The sequence below is a fragment of the Clostridium sp. genome (assembly GCF_022482905.1).
GTDB lineage: Bacteria > Bacillota > Clostridia > Clostridiales > Clostridiaceae > Clostridium_B.
In genome coordinates, this window is the sequence record NZ_JAKVOI010000001.1 from 2,327,069 (window position 1) to 2,342,149 (window position 15,081).

15 protein-coding genes, 1 CRISPR repeat array and 1 other annotated feature are annotated in these 15,081 nt (G+C 36.2%); of the genes, 6 read left to right on the forward strand and 9 right to left on the reverse strand.

Annotated elements, in window-relative coordinates; all coding sequences use genetic code 11:
• Positions 1 to 19: 19 nt before the first annotated feature.
• From LKE46_RS11480 to LKE46_RS11515, 8 genes are all read right to left on the reverse strand, one after another.
• Entirely contained in the window at positions 20 to 742 is a 723-nt protein-coding gene (locus LKE46_RS11480; RefSeq protein ID WP_291722193.1) for an amino acid ABC transporter ATP-binding protein, read from the reverse strand.
• Complete coding sequence (locus LKE46_RS11485; protein WP_291722196.1) at positions 739 to 1,419, reverse strand: amino acid ABC transporter permease; 681 nt, start codon at positions 1,417 to 1,419, stop codon at positions 739 to 741. Before LKE46_RS11485 ends, LKE46_RS11480 begins: the two co-directional genes overlap by 4 nt.
• Positions 1,420 to 1,430: 11 nt before the next feature.
• Positions 1,431 to 2,225 carry a basic amino acid ABC transporter substrate-binding protein gene (locus LKE46_RS11490; RefSeq protein WP_291722199.1) on the reverse strand — a complete coding sequence of 265 codons (795 nt, stop codon included), beginning with the start codon at positions 2,223 to 2,225 and terminating at the stop codon, positions 1,431 to 1,433.
• A gap of 177 nt (positions 2,226 to 2,402) precedes the next feature.
• Positions 2,403 to 3,764 (reverse strand): aspartate aminotransferase family protein, encoded by a 1,362-nt coding sequence (locus LKE46_RS11495; protein WP_291722202.1) that lies wholly within the window; start codon positions 3,762 to 3,764, stop codon positions 2,403 to 2,405.
• Complete coding sequence (locus tag LKE46_RS11500; RefSeq protein ID WP_291722205.1) at positions 3,758 to 4,528, reverse strand: tetratricopeptide repeat protein; 771 nt, start codon at positions 4,526 to 4,528, stop codon at positions 3,758 to 3,760. Before LKE46_RS11500 ends, LKE46_RS11495 begins: the two co-directional genes overlap by 7 nt.
• A gap of 31 nt (positions 4,529 to 4,559) precedes the next feature.
• A complete protein-coding gene (locus LKE46_RS11505; protein ID WP_291722208.1) occupies positions 4,560 to 5,300 on the reverse strand; it encodes an epoxyqueuosine reductase in 741 nt (246 codons plus the stop codon).
• A gap of 28 nt (positions 5,301 to 5,328) precedes the next feature.
• Positions 5,329 to 6,525 (reverse strand): trans-sulfuration enzyme family protein, encoded by a 1,197-nt coding sequence (locus LKE46_RS11510; protein ID WP_291722211.1) that lies wholly within the window; start codon positions 6,523 to 6,525, stop codon positions 5,329 to 5,331.
• 109 nt (positions 6,526 to 6,634) lie between these two features.
• Positions 6,635 to 7,435 carry a MerR family transcriptional regulator gene (locus LKE46_RS11515; protein WP_291722214.1) on the reverse strand — a complete coding sequence of 267 codons (801 nt, stop codon included), beginning with the start codon at positions 7,433 to 7,435 and terminating at the stop codon, positions 6,635 to 6,637.
• A gap of 312 nt (positions 7,436 to 7,747) precedes the next feature.
• Positions 7,748 to 8,691: direct repeats of the CRISPR family, unit length 30 nt; unit sequence GTTGAACCTTAACATGAGATGTATTTAAAT.
• 753 nt (positions 8,692 to 9,444) lie between these two features.
• On the opposite strand from LKE46_RS11515, the gene LKE46_RS11520 reads away from it, so the two are divergent.
• The 6 genes from LKE46_RS11520 to folK all read left to right on the forward strand — a co-directional run bounded on the left by LKE46_RS11520 (position 9,445) and on the right by folK (position 13,583).
• The gene (locus LKE46_RS11520; RefSeq protein ID WP_291722217.1) at positions 9,445 to 10,509 is read left to right on the forward strand and encodes an alpha/beta hydrolase; all 1,065 of its coding nucleotides are present in this window, start codon (positions 9,445 to 9,447) and stop codon (positions 10,507 to 10,509) included.
• Between the two features lie 60 nt (positions 10,510 to 10,569).
• Positions 10,570 to 10,704 (forward strand): CPC_1213 family protein, encoded by a 135-nt coding sequence (locus LKE46_RS11525; protein WP_291722220.1) that lies wholly within the window; start codon positions 10,570 to 10,572, stop codon positions 10,702 to 10,704.
• Between the two features lie 153 nt (positions 10,705 to 10,857).
• Positions 10,858 to 11,412, forward strand: coding sequence for a GTP cyclohydrolase I FolE (gene folE / locus LKE46_RS11530; protein WP_291725671.1), 555 nt, complete (start codon positions 10,858 to 10,860; stop codon positions 11,410 to 11,412).
• A 5-nt stretch (positions 11,413 to 11,417) separates the two neighbouring features.
• Entirely contained in the window at positions 11,418 to 11,897 is a 480-nt protein-coding gene (locus LKE46_RS11535; protein WP_291722224.1) for an HD domain-containing protein, read from the forward strand.
• Positions 11,898 to 11,940: 43 nt separating this feature from the next.
• Positions 11,941 to 12,750 carry a dihydropteroate synthase gene (folP, locus tag LKE46_RS11540; RefSeq protein WP_291725673.1) on the forward strand — a complete coding sequence of 270 codons (810 nt, stop codon included), beginning with the start codon at positions 11,941 to 11,943 and terminating at the stop codon, positions 12,748 to 12,750.
• A 2-nt stretch (positions 12,751 to 12,752) separates the two neighbouring features.
• Positions 12,753 to 13,583: a 2-amino-4-hydroxy-6-hydroxymethyldihydropteridine diphosphokinase gene (folK, locus tag LKE46_RS11545; protein WP_291722229.1), complete on the forward strand. Its 831-nt coding sequence runs from the start codon at positions 12,753 to 12,755 to the stop codon at positions 13,581 to 13,583.
• Positions 13,584 to 13,594: 11 nt separating this feature from the next.
• On the opposite strand, the gene LKE46_RS11550 is transcribed toward folK, so the two are convergent.
• The gene (locus LKE46_RS11550; RefSeq protein ID WP_291722231.1) at positions 13,595 to 14,704 is read right to left on the reverse strand and encodes an iron-containing alcohol dehydrogenase family protein; all 1,110 of its coding nucleotides are present in this window, start codon (positions 14,702 to 14,704) and stop codon (positions 13,595 to 13,597) included.
• 64 nt (positions 14,705 to 14,768) lie between these two features.
• Positions 14,769 to 15,000: a binding site (T-box leader), on the reverse strand.
• Positions 15,001 to 15,081 lie beyond the last annotated feature (81 nt).

Here is a 15,081-nt window from a genome sequence, read left to right on the forward strand (position 1 = left end):
ACCTCCTCATTTCACCACACTAAAGTATTTTGCTCAAAAAAGCTTTTGTTCTCTCTTTCTGTGGATTATCAAACAACTCAGATGGAGTATTTTGTTCAATAATGTATCCACCATCCATGAATATAATCCTGTCTCCTACCTCTCTGGCAAATCCCATTTCATGAGTGACAACAATCATTGTCATTCCATCCTTTGCCAGCTGTTTCATAACATCCAGAACCTCTCCAACCATCTCGGGGTCCAATGCAGAAGTCGGTTCATCAAACAGCATTACTTCAGGCTCCATTGCAAGTGCTCTGGCTATTGCTATACGCTGTTTCTGACCTCCTGAAAGAGAATTTGGATATTCGTCGGCCTTATCCCTGAGTCCCACTTTTCCAAGTAGTTCCATAGCCTTCTCCCTTGCATCTTTCTCTCCGACTTTTTTTACTTTCATAGGCGAAATCATGATATTTTTAAGCACACTCATATGTGGGAACAAATTGAAATCCTGAAATACCATACCCACCTTCTCTCTGATTTTATTTATGTCGGTTTCTTTGGACATTACGTCGACATCATCTATATATATATGCCCTTCTGTAGGGTCTTCCAGCTTGTTTATACATCTTAGAAAAGTTGATTTTCCAGCTCCGGAAGCACCTATAATTACTACAACCTCACTGTCTTTGATTTCTACATTGATATCCTTTAAAATTTGATTTTCACCAAAGGATTTTTTTAAATGTTCAACTCTAATCATTTAGCATCCGATCTCCTTTCCAACCTGCTTACCAAACCGCTCATAGAAAGAGTAAGTACCAGATAAATAGCCGCGGATGCAAGATACGGTTCCCAGACCCTATAATATTGTGCATTCATTGCCTGAGCCCAGTACATCAATTCAGGTGTTGCTATTGTCGATGCAAGTGAGGAATCCTTTATTAAACTTACAAATTCGTTTCCAAGTGCAGGAAGTATACTTTTTAAAGCCTGAGGTAAAATAATATATCTCATTGACTGTGCATGTGTCATTCCAAGTGAACGCGATGCTTCCATCTGCCCTCTATGTACAGATTGAATACCAGCTCTTATTGTCTCTGCAATATAAGCCGCTGAATTCAAAGAAAGAGAAGCTATAGCCGCAATTACTCCATTTGTCTCTCCAATAACGGCAGGTATGACACCAAAGTTCATTATAAGTATTTGAACCAGCAATGGAGTTCCTCTAAAAAAGCCTACATAGCAGGTAAATATTGAAGATATCACTTTGTTTTTAGACATTTTTCCCAGACAAATTATCAGACCGATTATTGTTCCGAAAATAACTGCTGCAATTGATAATCCTATAGTAAGCAATGTACCAATTACAAGAAAATGAGAATATTCAGAAATAATATCAAATCTAAAGTTCATTGCACCCACTCCTTTAAAAATCATGTCTCAAGATATCAGTTCTGGGATTTCAGTTCCTCCATATTTGGATCAACCTTAAACCACTTTTTATATATAGACGAGAATTTTCCATTATCGTACAACTTGTTAAGTGCCTTATTAAAATCGGTTTTCAGTTTACTTCCTTTTGGAAATATAATTCCAAAGTATTCCGGAGAAAATGTTTTATTATCTTGAATAATGCTCAAACCTTCCTGTGAATTATTTGCAAGGAATGATCTATTGCTGGTATCGTCCCCTACAACTGCATCTGCTCCTCCATGTATAAGTTCCATATAAGACAATCCTGTTTTAACCTTTTTAATATTAGGATTATTTTTTCCGAGAAGTTTTTCCACTGCTTCCTGTCCTGTAGATCCGCTCTGTACTGCAACAGTTTTCCCTTTCAGATCCTTTCCGGATTTAATTGAGCTATCCTTTTTAACTAAAATACTCTGTCTCGATACAAAATAGGGAATTGAAAAATCATAGGTCTGTTTTCTGTCATCCGTTATGGTTATCCCCGATATACCAAGATCTGCTGTTTTATTGCCTATTTGTGTAAACATTGCATCCCAACCGACATTTTTAATTTCATAGTCATATCCTGCTTCTTTTGCAGCAGCTTTTATCAGATCAATATCAAATCCTACCAGATTGCCATTGTCTAAATACTCGAAGGGATTCCAATTAGCATAAGTGACTATTTTCAATTTTTTGGAATTGTTCGAATCAGTTTTGTTCGAGCTGCAACCAGCAAATGACAGTATAAAAACCGATAAAAAGAGCATGGCAAATATTTTCTTTTTCATTAATAAACACTCACTTTCATTTTCAATATCTTTATCAAATTTATATTATACACGTGTATATTATGAAAACATGTTAAAAATCAGCTGTATTTTTATATATATAATAAACTCTATTACTGCTATAGAGTCAACAATGTTTTTTTAATTTTATGTTTTTATTCCTGATTTATTAATAATTTAATATTCGTATATGCATTTTTTTATACTTTGTTCAAAAATATCAAAACCACATTCCAGCTGCTCGTCAGTAATAACAAGCGGTGCCAGAAATCTTATTACATTCCCGTAAGTTCCTGCACTTTCAAGCAAAAGCCCTTTTCTTGACGCATTATCTATCAATCTGGAAGTGAATTCCCTATTGGGTGCTTTGGATACCTTGTCCTTTACAAATTCAATTCCGACCATTCCACCCATTCCTCTCACGTCACCGACTACACCATATTTATCCTTCCACTTTTCAAATGTCTCCATACATCTTTTCCCTATAATTCTGGAACGCTCGCATAAATTATCTCTCTGTATAATTTGAACAACCTTCAGGGCCGCTGCACATGCAACCGCATTTCCTCCAAAAGTTCCTCCGATTACACCATCCGGAACTGCATCGAAAATCTCACTTCTTGCAGTGATGGAACTGAGTGGAATCCCATCCGCTATGGACTTTGCCGCAGTAAGGATATCGGGTTCAAATCCATTTTCCCTCCAGTAATCTGATGCGAACATTTTTCCTGTTCTTCCAAATCCGGACTGTACTTCATCAGCAACAAGAAGTATACCATTTTCATCACATATCTCCCTTACGGCCTTTACCCACTCTATCGGAGCCGGAATAAATCCTCCCTCACCCTGGAGCGGTTCCAGAACTACGGCTGCCACATATTCTGCCGGTGAGCATTCCTCAAATACCTTCCTGAGTTTTGCAACATAATAATCTATTGCCTCATTATCATCCAGTCCTATAGGTTTTCTATACAAATACGGATACTCAGCTCTATATACTCCATCAGGAAAAGGTCCCATGCCAAGAGCATATGATTTCTTGGAGGTCATGGCCATGGTAAGCATTGTCCTTCCATGAAACGCCCCGGAAAATACTATGATGTTGGGTCTCCTTGTATATGCCTTTGCAATCTTTACCGCGTTTTCATCCGCTTCGGCCCCGCTATTTGCAAACATGGTTTTCCTCATTTTACCTCTCACCGGAACTATCTGATTCATTTTTTCCGCCAGCTCCACATATCCTTCATGGGTTACCACATTGAACATTCCATGCAGATACTTCTCACTTTGCTTCCTGATTGCCTCCACAACTTCGGGATTGGCATGGCCTACATTCAGTACTCCAACTCCTCCTATCCAGTCAAGAAATAAATTCCCATCAACATCTTTTATAATTGCACCCTGTGCCTCATCCATTACACAGGGATAAATGCATTTTATAGCACCCGGAGTTGACTTCTTCCTTCTTTCTAATATTGCTTTCGCTTTAGGTCCCGGTACCTCATCAGTTATTATTCTAGGTAACTCTCTGTTCAACATTTAACTTCGCCTGCCCTTTCATAATATTTTTTTGCCAGTTTTAAAAAATTTCTGCGTCCACTTTCCGAATCTCCCGGATATCCTCTCCTGTAAAAATCCGCAAGGCGCAAAAGGTATTCTCTGCATGGAATCAGCTCAGCTGCCCTGACAAGCCTTCCAAGTTTAAAACTATATGCTTCCTTGATATCTCTTTTATAGGGAAACTCATCAAATTCTCCATGAAACATGTCAAAGGCAGCAAAAATTGCCTCCTCGCAAAATCCCCCGTATGCCTTCATAAAACATTTTTCTGCCATATGAATGTCCTTTTTGTAAGACCCTTTTCCATCTCTATATGCAATACCTATTTCATACAGTGCTTCCATATTTGAATCTTTTACAGACTCAAGATAGAAAAGTCCCAAATCTTCATCCTTTTTTACACCATAACCATATAGATGGCACATTCCCAGTCTGTACCCAGCCTCCTTGTCAGGCAGTTTCATATCTTTCTCAACAACTTTTCTAAAATAGAAGTTTTCCAGTTCAAGGTCTGATACGGTACCCATATTGTTTCTCATACAATAAGCCAGTCTATACAAAGCAGGAACATAATCCTTCTCCGCCGATTTCCCATACCACAGAACCGCTTTCCTGTAATCCTTCAACCTGTATTGGTACTCGGCGTATTCATATTCCTCTTCCCTGCCGACAGGTCTTTTCTTCATCCAATGCAGAGTTTCGGCAAGTGCCCGCTCATGCTGACTGTCAGTATATCTGCTCAATAAATCCACCTCCAAAAGAAAAAGGATAAATTCAGATAAAACCTCTGCAGGCGCAGGGACCTGAACTGCACATCCCACAGCCCTGTTCCAGATCGTGAATATTCTTTCCATCCAGATAGGCATTGCACCTGAACCTGTCATAGCCTTCAACAGACAATGCTCCGGTAGGACATTTTTCTACACACACTTTACATTTTCCACTCTTATAGTAAAGACAATAGGAGCCATCAGGTCTTTTGGTAGGCTCAATTCTCTCATCTATTATCAAGCTGTTCAATCGTCCGGCAGTACCACATTCAGTAATCAACAGGTGATTGAGACCAAAAGTTCCTATTCCGGCAATAACCGCAGAAGATTTATGAGACCATTTTGCAGTTAATTCAACTGGATCATAATTGTTGGTGGGAGGTTCACTTTTTACGTTTATGCCTTTTCTCACCAACTCACTTTCAAGTCTTTCACTTATCTTTTTCAGCAATATATTTCCGCAAGTGTAATTTTCAGACCATTCCTTTACTATGACCCTAGGTCCTCTCAATTTTTTTATGACATCTATTGAAAAAGGGATAAAATATACAATTACAGTTTTTGCACCCTCCAGTATATCCTGTGGATGAAGCTGCTTATGACCTATTATTTCACTCAATTTGTCATAGAGAGGGTCACATGCATCCGCAAATCCTATAATTGGACTGCGAAATCTGAAATTATATTTGTAATTTGCAAATTCATCTTCAACAATTGATCTTATTTCCTCTGAAAGATCATTCATGTATAAATTCCCCTTCTTTTCGGATATATTAAAATACTTCAAGAGCCTGATTGAAATCTGCAATCAGATCTTCGGCATCCTCTATTCCAACGGATACTCTCATAAGCCCATAGGAAATTCCCATCTCCTTCAGCTCTTCTTTTGGAACATTGTAATGTGAAGAATGAAGAGGATGTGAAAGCGTGGTACGTATTCCCCCAAGAGTTGGAGCATAATGTGCCAGATTCAATCTGTCCATGAATTTATCTATTTTTTCCCTGTCATCAGGCATCTCAAAGCTCAGCATTCCCGTCATGGTATCCTCATTCCTGAATATCTTCATGGCAAGCTCATACTGTGGATTGGTCTTAAGTGACGGGTGATTCACCTTTATTACACTGCTGTTCCTCTCAAGTGACGCAGCCAGAAGATGTGCATTTTTCATCTGTTTTTTAACACGTAGATCAATAGTGTGTATCCCCCTGTAAACTTCCCACGCACTAAACGGACAGCCTGATGTTCCAACAAGCATTCTTATCTGATGAATTTTATCAAACAGCTCCTGATCATTTACCGTTATTGATCCTGCAAGTGCATCACTATGTCCATTTATGAATTTAGTCAGGCTGTTTATGACGATATCAGCTCCAAGAGCCAATGGTTTAACGGCAATAGGAGTTGTAAATGTATTGTCAACCATGAGCATGGCTTCGGCAGAATGGGCTATGACAGCCAGTTTTTCAATATCTGCAAGTCTGTCTGTAGGATTACTTGCAACCTCCGTATATAACATTCTTGTATTTGGCCTGAGTGATTTTTTTACTGCATCAAGATCCGTAAAATCCACAAATTCGATGGATACTCCATAGTTTTTCAACAATAAATTTATAACATCAAAGGTTTCACCATATATATTTTTATTTGCAATAAAATGATCCCCAGGTTTTAGAAGTGAAAAGTATGTGGTTGTAATGGCTCCCATTCCCGATGAAAATATAAGCGTGTATTTCCCTTTTTCCAAATATGATATGGCCTCTCCAAGTGAATTTCGATTAGGATTCCTGGTACGTACGTAAGTATATCCTTTTGTATCATAGGTATTTTGAACATCATTCAAATTTCCCATACTGAATGCTGTTGTTAAAAAAATAGGAGCAGATTCCGGTCTCAAAGAAACCCCGTTGATCTTCTCTCCCTCATATAAAATACGTGTAGCCTCGCTAAACTCAATTTGATTTTTTTCCATGTCAGTACCTCCCAATAAAAATGAAATATATTTTTGAATTTAGCTAGATTATAAAGTCTATAATTATTATAGAGTCAATTATTTTTTTATCAAAATTTGATGTGCTTTTTTATGAATTTGGTGATATCAATATCTGTATTTCATAAGGACAATAATGATATTCCACAAGGTTGTCCTCATATTCACTTGCCACAACATATTGTGGGAGACTCGTATTCTCCAGGTACTTCATTATTATGGACGGATCATACTCACCTGCACAAACCTTGGCACGGAAGCAAAGATATTCTCCCTGTGGAAGTTCCATCAACCAGTCCGCGTCAGATTCAGGCTTTTCCTTCAAGTATATAAAATACCTACTTGGCTTGAAATTCTTATTTATCATGGAATCAAAATCTGCTATATATCCATACTGCCTTCTATATTTCAAATTCTGCTTGTTTTTCAATTGCGCAAGTCTTGTCTCCACAGTTTCCACCGTATCACCTTCATTGCAGTCCACATACATGATATATCTTTTGTCAAGACGAAGAACATAAGGAACATTCTCAAAGTGGTAATGATCTAGATACTCAAAATAATTTATATACCATTTAATATCCTCATGTACTTCCTTGATTTTCTTTAATTCGGATGCTATTCTCTTTTCCTGAATTTTGAGATAATTTAACATTTTATCAGTTTTTCCATCTTCAAGAATATCCTCTATCTCAGATAACGGAAGCTCCAGTCCCCTTAAATATTTTATCCTGTCTATATAGTGAAACTGCCTGAAAGAATAATATCTGTAGCCGGTATCAGGATCTACATACTCAGGTTTAAGTAATTTGAGATTGGAATAATTTCTGAGTGTCTGTATTGAAATTCCCATTAATTTAGCTGTTTCACCTATTGAATATAATTCTTTCATTAATAACTTCATCTCCATATTATTATGAATTTATCAATAAATATATCATTCTGTAATGTATTTTGTCAATTATTGCGTAAAATCGCTACTTCACTATCAACCCAAATAAACAAAACAGATTCTATTATAATTATTTTTCCAATCTATATAACAATCAAATATCATATAAGAGCTTGATATTACTAATTTACGATGTGATTTTCATTAATTTATCATATATGCTAAAAATGACTGGAAAATTTTTATCTTATCCCTTTATTTTCAAGGCATTCAGAGTTATAATAAAAATAAAGAATGGCTTTTTTGCTGTGGGTTGAACCTTAACATGAGATGTATTTAAATTATACATCCCAGGCTTCATCAGTATCTAAAATCTTGTTGAACCTTAACATGAGATGTATTTAAATCTTAATAGAACTTTTGGCTTGATGCATATACCAATAGTTGAACCTTAACATGAGATGTATTTAAATAATAGCAGACGAGATTGTTTGGAGATGCCTTTAAGTTGAACCTTAACATGAGATGTATTTAAATTAAATGTTATAAAAGGCCTTACTCAATATATAAAAGTTGAACCTTAACATGAGATGTATTTAAATGTTTTTGATAAAGCTTTAAATGAGGAAGATAATGGTTGAACCTTAACATGAGATGTATTTAAATTTGGCAAGTTCTTTCTGTATATTTTGATTTTCTAAGTTGAACCTTAACATGAGATGTATTTAAATGAAAACGACTTTATAAGACTTAGAAAGGTGTATAGGGTTGAACCTTAACATGAGATGTATTTAAATATAAATAATGGAAGGTTTTAATTAGCTCCATAGAGTTGAACCTTAACATGAGATGTATTTAAATGTACTATCAGAGAAAGAAATGCTTACTATGTATTCTGTTGAACCTTAACATGAGATGTATTTAAATTTATATAAATTTTTATACTCGATATCATCTTTTAAAGTTGAACCTTAACATGAGATGTATTTAAATCGAGATCTTAGTTGCACATCTGCTTTCCCTGATTTGTTGAACCTTAACATGAGATGTATTTAAATGTTGATGGGGCAACTCAATATTACATCTATAGAGATGTTGAACCTTAACATGAGATGTATTTAAATCGAAGGAAAAAAATACAGATAAAGAAAAAGACAATAGTTGAACCTTAACATGAGATGTATTTAAATACAAGTGCAACCGGTAGTACCACAGAAGGAAGTATTGTTGAACCTTAACATGAGATGTATTTAAATGAAAAATAAATTATTCTGATTTACAATAATTTATTCTAAAATCAAGTTGATTTTTAAAAAATATGTTACATTATATAAAAGAAGATATTGTGGTTTCAGGTTTATATGTTTGAATTAACTAAAAGTGCACTTATTAGCGTTGGTGCATTTTTAGTTTTTTGATTTCTTATCATTATCAACGGTAATTGAAATTTCATCACTCTTGTCTTTTAAACCAATTCTTATATCTAAAAATAGCATTATCCTTAAAATATGCAAGTATAGCAAAATACATACTATATCAGAACTCATTTTATCATCTACAATGCTGTCAAATTAATCACAAACACCTCTTTGCAAGAGATAAACAACTAGGAAGTGACTAATCCAAAATACTTATTATATTGAAATTTAAGTACCTACATTTTTTATGTATAAGAGTAAATAAATATTAGTCTGAAACACTTTGGCCAAAAGGTAGGGAGTCAAACAAAGGCACTCTGTCAGACCAATGCGAATGTATGCTGTGTTACAAAAACACTTGACCATTACAGTTGCTCTTTGTGCTCCCTATAGTATAAGATAATCAAATATTAACAAACACATTTCAAAACTAAAATAGCTGTATATCATGGATTAAATGGAATTTAAAATTATCAAAATCCATTTTGAACCTTAATTTGCAATATAAAAATCATAGTATATGGTAAAATTATAAATATATAAACACAATGAGCATATCAGACAGAACACAAAAATAATTTGGAGGAAAATATGAATACATTTGAAATATTTTTAATTATTGTATTTATGATTGTCACCGCTATTTATATTTATGCACACAAAAACATGCATTATGACGAAAAATCATTGAAACGGACATACAGTGCCGGTTATAAAGAAAAACAGGTGACTCTCAGTGATGGAACTCTGCTAAATTATGCCGAGGGACCGGATTATGACGGGAATCCATCTCTTTTGTTGATACATGGGCAGTCCATGCAGTGGGAGGATTATTCAAGGGTGCTGCCAGAACTTGCTAAGTACTATCATGTATACGCCATCGATTGTCACGGACACGGCAAGTCCAGTCACGATTCATCAAAATATACCGGAATTTCAATGGGCCATGATTTTGTATGGTTTATTAAAAATGTTATCGGCAAACCCTGCGTAGTATCCGGTCATTCTTCTGGCGGGATTCTGGCAGCCTGGATTGCAGCCAATTCTCCAGAAAATATCCTTGGAGTTGTGCTTGAAGATCCCCCATTTTTTAGTGTAGAGCCAAAAGAAATGCAGAATACTTTTGTATGGCTGGAGAATTTCAAGACAGTTCATAATTTTGTGAATCAAACAAAGGCGAAGGATTATACTACATATTATATGGAAAACAGTTATATGTGGGGATTGTTTGGAAACTTGAGGACAACTCTTGCAAAGAGCACGAGGAAATATAGATCAAATCATCCAGGAAAACCGTTGAAATTATGGTATGTACCATATAAATGGATTCATGGCACCTTGTACCTGGATAATTTTGATTTGAAATTTTCAGAGTCCTTCTACACAGGTTCCTGGTTCCATGGATTCAGTCAGGAAGAAATTTTATCAAACATAAATTGTCCTTCAGTATATATCAAGGCAAATACACTGTATGGCAGGGATGGAGTACTCTATGCTGCAAACAGTGACCAGGATGGCGAAAAAGTTCACAATTTAATCAAAAAAAATAAAATGATAAAAATAAAATCTGGGCATGATATTCATTTTGAAAAACCTGATAAATTTATTGAAGTCATGATATCACTGGTAAGACAGTCCAATTTCGATCCCAATTAAAACTTTCCGACATAAAAACAGGTTTTGAGGAAAAGCTATACCTGGAAGGGAGAGATAATTATGAAGCATAAAATGAATCATAACAATACTAAAAAAGAAGACGGCAAATTCAAAAAAAAGCATATAGATCATGATCCACAGGCTGAAAGTTCAAGAGCAAAATTCAACTCTCCATCAGAAAAACATCTTGATTAAAACTGAAATTGGAAAGAAAATATCCGGATTTGTAAAATCAAGTCCGGATACTTTTTTATCATATTTTTCAGTTCTTTCAAACAATATCATCTTTATGTGATAATATATATAATTATATTAAAATTATAATTTACAATAGGAGTGTTTCGAGTGGTGGATCAAGATAAAATCAGGCAAGCAGTAAGAATGATAATTGAAGCAATAGGTGAAAATCCGGACAGGGAAGGACTTGTAGAAACACCTGACAGGATTGCGAGAATGTATGAGGAGATTTTCTCGGGAATGGGAAAAGATCCAGATGAACATTTAAGCAAGGTGTTCACCGTAGAGGATGATGACATTGTTCTCGAGAAAAACATAACTTTTTATTCCATGTGTGAGCATCACTTCCTACCTTTTTACGGAGAAGTACATATTGCATATATTCCATCCGGCAAGGTTGCAGGGCTTAGCAAACTTGCAAGAACCGTAGAAGTATTTGCAAGACGTCCCCAGCTTCAGGAGCGGCTGACAGGCCAGATAGCCCATGCCATTTACAGCAACCTGAATGCCAGAGGTGTCATGGTTATAATAGAGGCCGAGCACATGTGCATGACCATGCGGGGAGTTAAAAAACCGGGGAGCAAAACTGTTACTGTTGTTGCCCTTGGAGATTTCAAGCAGGATTTAAAATTGCAGCGTCATGTGTATTCAATGATCAGCAGGTGATAAACATGGAAAAAGTTAACTTGATACTTCACAATAAAAAATTCAGAAAGTACATTCAGAAAAATATGGTATTGGAAAAGAACAGGATATTCTGCCGGCATGATATATGCCATATACTGGATGTTGCAAGAATAGCCTATATAATCAATCTGGAAAACAGCTTCCATCTGCAAAAGGAACTTATATACGCTGTGGCAATGCTTCATGATATCGGCAGATGGAAGGAGTATGAAGAAAACATTCCACACAATATTGCAAGTGCGGAAATTTCTACAGACATACTCAATGAGTGCGGATTCAGTTCACAGCAAATCAATGCTGCAGCCGAAGCCATTAAAAACCACAGGGGTAAAAATGTAAGGAGAGATATTTTATCGGAGATTATTTACATCGGTGACAAGATTTCAAGAAACTGTTTCTGCTGTAATGCAGCAAAAGAGTGCAACTGGCCGGATGAAAAGAAAAATCACGGCATTACATATTAAAAATACAAAAATAATCTTTGAGGTGATACATTTGGCAAACAAAATAAAGATAGGAAAAAATATTTTTGAACTCGGCAGCAGAACCTATATTATGGGCATTTTGAACGTGACACCGGATTCATTCTCAGATGGAGGTAAATTCAACAGCATAGACAGGGCATTGATGCATGCAGAGAAGATGCTGGAGGATGGGGTCGATATAATTGATATAGGCGGAGAATCAACCAGACCAAACCACACCCCTGTGGATGAAGATGATGAAATAGACAGGGTAGTACCAATAATAAAGATATTAAGGAAGAGATTTGATATACCTATTTCCATTGATACTTACAAAAGCAGGGTTGCAGAACTTTCCCTTGATGCAGGTGCTGACATGATCAATGATATATGGGGTTTCAAAAAAGATGCTGATATGGCTGAAACTGCCTCCAAATATGCAGTTCCCTGCTGTCTCATGCACAACAGGATAAATACAGACTACAGCAGCTTTGTTGAAGATGTACTTGCGGATCTGAAAGAGTCCATAAATATCGCTTTAAGGGCGGGAGTCAAAAATGAGAATATAATTGTAGACCCGGGCATAGGATTTGCAAAAAATTATGACCATAATCTTCAATTGATGAATCATCTGGAAAGGCTCAGGGAACTCGGATATCCGGTACTTCTTGGTACTTCAAGAAAATCAATGATAGGAAACGCACTCAAGCTTCCCGTAGATCAAAGAGTTGAAGGAACAGTAGCCACCACTGTAATAGGAATAATGAAGGGTTGTGATTTTGTAAGAGTACATGATGTTCTTGAAAATAAAAGGGCTGCTCTTATGACAGATGAAATTTTGAGAGGGAGGTAATTATGGACAGTATAATAATAAAAGATCTTGAAGTATATGCTTTTCATGGAGTAAACCAGCAGGAGAAGGATCTTGGGCAAAAATTTCTGCTGTCCCTTAAAATGTTTCTTGATCTGGATAAAGCCGCTCAAAACGACGATATATCCAGAACCGTCAACTATGCAGAACTATGCCTTCAAATCGAGGATGAATTCAAGGCACATAAATATAATCTGATCGAAACCGCAGGCGAAAAACTGGCTGAATTCATTCTCTCAAAGTACGATTTTATAAAAGGATTGAAGCTGACCGTAAAAAAGCCTTGGGCACCCATTGGCAGACCTGTTGCCTATGCTGCTGTGGAAATTCATAAATTCTGGCATGATGCATATATTGCACTGGGGTCTAACATGGGTGACAAGGCTGGGAACATAAAAAAGGCTATCAATGCCATTGACAATTCAACATACTGCAAAGTAATGAGAAGCTCCGGCAATTACGAGACCAGACCCGTAGGATATACCGACCAGGATAATTTCATAAATTCCGCTGCACATATAAGGACAATGCTTACACCGGAGCAGTTGATAAAATTTCTCCTGGGTGTGGAAAAAAACCTGAAAAGGGAGCGTATTGTAAAATGGGGGCCAAGAACCATTGACCTGGATGTTCTTCTCTACGATAATATAATTTCAAGCTGTGAAGATGTAATAATTCCCCATCCAAGGATGCATGAGAGGCTGTTTGTATTAAAACCGCTTTCCGAAATAGCACCATACATCCTTCACCCTATTTTAAATAAGAGAATAATGGACATAGAAAAAGAAGTGTCCGAAAAGCAGACACTCCTGTAACTTAAATTCGACTACAGGTGGCCAATCACCTGTGCCGGATTACCATTGTGTAATTTTAGTTTTTCCAAATCCATTATTGCATTATAAATCATGTCTCTTGTTATTTTATAAGGGACATGTTTTATATCCCCTGTTTCCATTGCCTTGTCCAATATAGTGTCAAGATCCTTTTCCTCTACTTCGATATCGGCCAGGCAGACTGGAAGACCCATACTCTTATTGAAACTGTAGATTCTATCACGTTCTTTATAATTCTTATCGCATGTAAGCATCACAAGTACTCCATAGGATACAACTTCTCCATGAAGATGATTTTTTTCCACATGTTCAAGCATGGTGCATCCATAATATACGGAATGTGCAAGGCAGCTATTATAATCGTTTATTACAAGAACTGATACAAGCCCTGTAGTAATTATTATATTTAAAATCACCTGTCCCAATTCACTTGAAACTTTGTTATTTCTAACATCTTCATAGGCCCTTCTGCCATATTTCAAAAGAGGGTCAACACAATTGCGACTTATATCCACACCTAAAGTATTGGTATGATCGAGTTGATCACCTCTTGATGAGAAAGTACATTCATATTCCTTGGACAGTGCATCTCCTATACCCGCCCATATAAAATGATCTGGCGCTTCTGCTATTATTTTTGTATTTATAAAACAATGAATTGCAGGTTTTTTAGTAAAATATAATTCTTTAAATACATGTTTGTCATCATATATAACTGTAGTTGCAGTTATTGAAGCACAATTTGAAGCTATTGTAGGGAATGTAAACAGCGGTTTCCCCAACTGATCGCACATGGTCTTGCTTGTGTCAACACTTCGTCCTCCCCCAACTGCAAACACCATGTCAGCATTTTTAACCGATGTGTTCCTTTTCAACAGCTCTACATTTTCATAGGATGAATCACCTCCAAACCATACAAAATCCACTATCTCTATATTTGAGCCCTTTATACCTTCCAAAAGCAATTCTTTGGACTTTGCCATTGCTGTCTTTCCTCCAATTACAACGGCCTTTTTCCCATAGGGTTCACATATTTCAGGAATTTCCTTGTAAGCATCCTCTCCTATACTATAACTCGGTAAAAATACGCTATAACTGCTCATTTATCTTTCCTCCCCTAATTATTTACAATATTTTGGACAAAATAAAAAGACCTAATCTCAATTAATTAGAGACAAAGTCTTAAATCTGCGGTACCACTCTATTTGCTACTAAAAGTAACCTCTCAATATTCAGCAATACAACAGCTGCTGCCGGCTATGCTTACACAATAAACTATTATCTTCAGCTAGCTACTCCAGGGCGATCTTCATTCTCAAGCAAATCCTGTCTTTCACCAGGCAACAGGTCTCTTATAATATGCTTAGTAGAACTAACTTTTCCCAATCATCATAATGATTTTTTCAATTTTTAATAATTATATTATTTATCTTCTTCGATGTCAAGCATTACATTTTATTAATTTTTGATAGGAAAGCAT

Coding starts and splice junctions, on each gene's coding strand:
- LKE46_RS11480 (WP_291722193.1), bottom strand. CDS start 742: ATGATTAGAGTTGAACATTTAAAAAAATCCTTTGGTGAAAATCAAATT.
- LKE46_RS11485 (WP_291722196.1), bottom strand. CDS start 1,419: ATGATTTTTAAAGGAGTGGGTGCAATGAACTTTAGATTTGATATTATT.
- LKE46_RS11490 (WP_291722199.1), bottom strand. CDS start 2,225: ATGAAAAAGAAAATATTTGCCATGCTCTTTTTATCGGTTTTTATACTG.
- LKE46_RS11495 (WP_291722202.1), bottom strand. CDS start 3,764: ATGTTGAACAGAGAGTTACCTAGAATAATAACTGATGAGGTACCGGGA.
- LKE46_RS11505 (WP_291722208.1), bottom strand. CDS start 5,300: ATGAATGATCTTTCAGAGGAAATAAGATCAATTGTTGAAGATGAATTT.
- LKE46_RS11510 (WP_291722211.1), bottom strand. CDS start 6,525: ATGGAAAAAAATCAAATTGAGTTTAGCGAGGCTACACGTATTTTATAT.
- LKE46_RS11515 (WP_291722214.1), bottom strand. CDS start 7,435: ATGAAAGAATTATATTCAATAGGTGAAACAGCTAAATTAATGGGAATT.
- LKE46_RS11520 (WP_291722217.1), top strand. CDS start 9,445: ATGAATACATTTGAAATATTTTTAATTATTGTATTTATGATTGTCACC.
- LKE46_RS11525 (WP_291722220.1), top strand. CDS start 10,570: ATGAAGCATAAAATGAATCATAACAATACTAAAAAAGAAGACGGCAAA.
- LKE46_RS11535 (WP_291722224.1), top strand. CDS start 11,418: ATGGAAAAAGTTAACTTGATACTTCACAATAAAAAATTCAGAAAGTAC.
- folK (WP_291722229.1), top strand. CDS start 12,753: ATGGACAGTATAATAATAAAAGATCTTGAAGTATATGCTTTTCATGGA.
- LKE46_RS11550 (WP_291722231.1), bottom strand. CDS start 14,704: ATGAGCAGTTATAGCGTATTTTTACCGAGTTATAGTATAGGAGAGGAT.